Genomic DNA, 2486 nt, shown 5'->3' on the forward strand with positions numbered 1-2486 from the left:
GCTGCGCTACACCCAACCTACTTCTGGGAAACTGTGAAGACATATATATGGGTTTGGGGAGCATAAAGGCGATCGCATTTTACAGCCCATCTCATAACCAAGTAGCTAAACCGAAAGCCGCCCAACCATCACCTACGCCCAACCGAAGATATTATCATCTTCTAAACTCACATTAGTAACCCCTTCCAGGATACCCACAAGTTGGTCAGAACCCGCTTCATAAATAGCAGTACCATCATTAAATCCGTTGGGTATTGACCCAATTTCATAGTCATCAGGGCTACCCAGCAAAACCACCATATCCTGATTTACCTGAAAGTCAGTTACTATGCTGTAACCTTCTCCCGGAAGCATCACCAAAGTATCATTTCCCTCCCCTCCCACCAGAGTATCCGCACCTTTTGCACCTCCAAATAGGATATCATTACCCTCGTCTCCAAACAAAATCTGATTACCATTACCTGCTACCAACGTATCATTCCCCTGACCACCATAAATAGAATCATTACCGTCGCCTCCAAATAGGATATCATCATCCTTATTTCCCAATAGCATATCATCCCCCTCCCCAGCAACTAGGATATCATTACCCTGACCACCAAAGAGAGTATTATTTCCCTGGGAAACCTGGAGCAAATCATCACCTTGAAAACCCAGCAAAGTTTCATCAGATGCCGTCCCGATAATTACATCATTCTGGTCACTACCAAACCATTGATTAGGCACAGGTTGAGTAATCGAGCCTTGATTCTCCCCTGGCAAAACTCCCGTAATTTGAGGCGGGAAACTCTCGAAATTAATGACTTGATGAATTTCTGGTCTCCCCGGTGTGTCAGTACCATCTACTATCAACCTACTGATAAAGGCATCTAACCCACCATTATTGGTTTGTCCATCTAGGTCGCCCGAAGTCCAGCCCGCCACATAAATCGACCCATCACTACCCGTGGTCAGGGCTGATGCCTCCTCAGTCCTATGGGTTCCCAACAGGCGCGTCCAGTCTTTAGTGCCATCAGGCTGGAACCTGCTGATAAAGGCATTAGCACCACTACTATTGGTTTGTCCATCTAGGTCGCCCGCAGTATAGCCGGCCACATAAATCGAGCCATCACTACCGGTGGTCAGGGCTGATGCCCGGTCAGTCCTAGGGGTTCCCAACAGGCGAGTCCAGTCTTGAGTGCCATCAGGCTGGAACCTGCTGATAAAGGCATCTTCCCTACCACTATGGGTTTGTCCGTCTAGGTTGCCCCAAGTCCAGCCCGCCACATAAATCGAGCCATCACCAGCGGTGGTCAGGGCATGAGCCACGCCCCTACCACTGGTTCCCAACAGGCGCGTCCAGTCTTGAGTGCCATCAGGCTGGAACCTACTGATAAAGGCATCAGAAAGACCACTATTGGTTTGTCCATCTAGGTCGCCATAAGTATAGCCGGCCACATAAATAGACCCATCACTACCGGTGGTCAGGGCATTAGCCCCGTCCCAACCACTGGTTCCCAACAGGCGCGTCCAGTCTTGAGTGCCATCAGGCTGAAACCTGCTGATAAAGGCATCGCGCTCACCACTATTGGTTTGTACATCTAGGTCGCCCGCAGTATAGCCGGCCACATAAATCGAGCCATCACTACCGGTGGTCAGGGCATGAGCCCCGTCAAAACTACTGCTTCCCAACAGGCGCGTCCATTCTTTAGTGCCATCAGGTTGGAACCTACTGATAAAGGCCTCAAACTCAGCATTATTGGTTTGTCCATCTAGGTCGCCCCCAGTCGTGCCGGCCACATAAATCGAGCCATCAAGGCCAGTGGTCAGGGCTGATGCCCGGTCCAAATGACTGGTTCCCAACAGGCGCGTCCAGGCTTTAGTGCCATCAGGCTGGAACCTGGTGATAAAGGCATCATAAAGACCACTATTGGTTTGTCCGCCTAGGTCGCCATAAGTATAGCCCGCCACATAAATCGAGCCATCACTACCGGTGGTCAGGGCATTAGCCTTGTCCTCCTCACTGGTTCCCAAAAGGCGCGTCCACCCGAACTCTGGCGGCGCGGACATCTGTACTGCTACTGGGTCTCCTTCTACCCCACTTAATCCCAGTGGGGGCATGAAATTCTGAGAATCTGATGATTCAAAAATATGGAATATTTCGCTAGTATTGTTCATTAGGATATCCCCTCCAATGGAGCCATGAAGATTTCATACCTGATTGGTATTTACATGGCTCACCACAATTATACTTGGCTCCCCATATAACCTCCCACCGGACTTGTTGAAAAAAGGCGATCGCACCCTTTCCCAGAACTCCATCAACCCGCCCCCAATCACCAGTTTAGGCAATCCTAAAAACATTCTAAAAATCTCAGTTTTTTCTCTTGACAAATACCGGAACTTGACTTACCATTAAAGAATGGTAAACTGTGCCGACATATATAATGGTTTTTTTGAGCCTATAGCTCTGGGTAGTAGGTTGGGTGAAACCCAACAGCGGTGAG

1 protein-coding gene is annotated in these 2486 nt (G+C 49.3%); it reads right to left on the reverse strand.

Annotated features, from left to right (window positions below; genetic code table 11):
- Positions 1 to 132: 132 nt before the first annotated feature.
- Positions 133 to 2157: an SBBP repeat-containing protein gene (locus P5674_RS19565; RefSeq protein ID WP_014275250.1), complete on the reverse strand. Its 2025-nt coding sequence runs from the start codon at positions 2155 to 2157 to the stop codon at positions 133 to 135.
- Between the last annotated feature and the right edge of the window lie 329 nt (positions 2158 to 2486).

It is taken from the genome of Limnospira sp. PMC 289.06 (assembly GCF_032350395.1).
Taxonomy (GTDB): Bacteria; Cyanobacteriota; Cyanobacteriia; order Cyanobacteriales; family Microcoleaceae; genus Limnospira; species Limnospira platensis.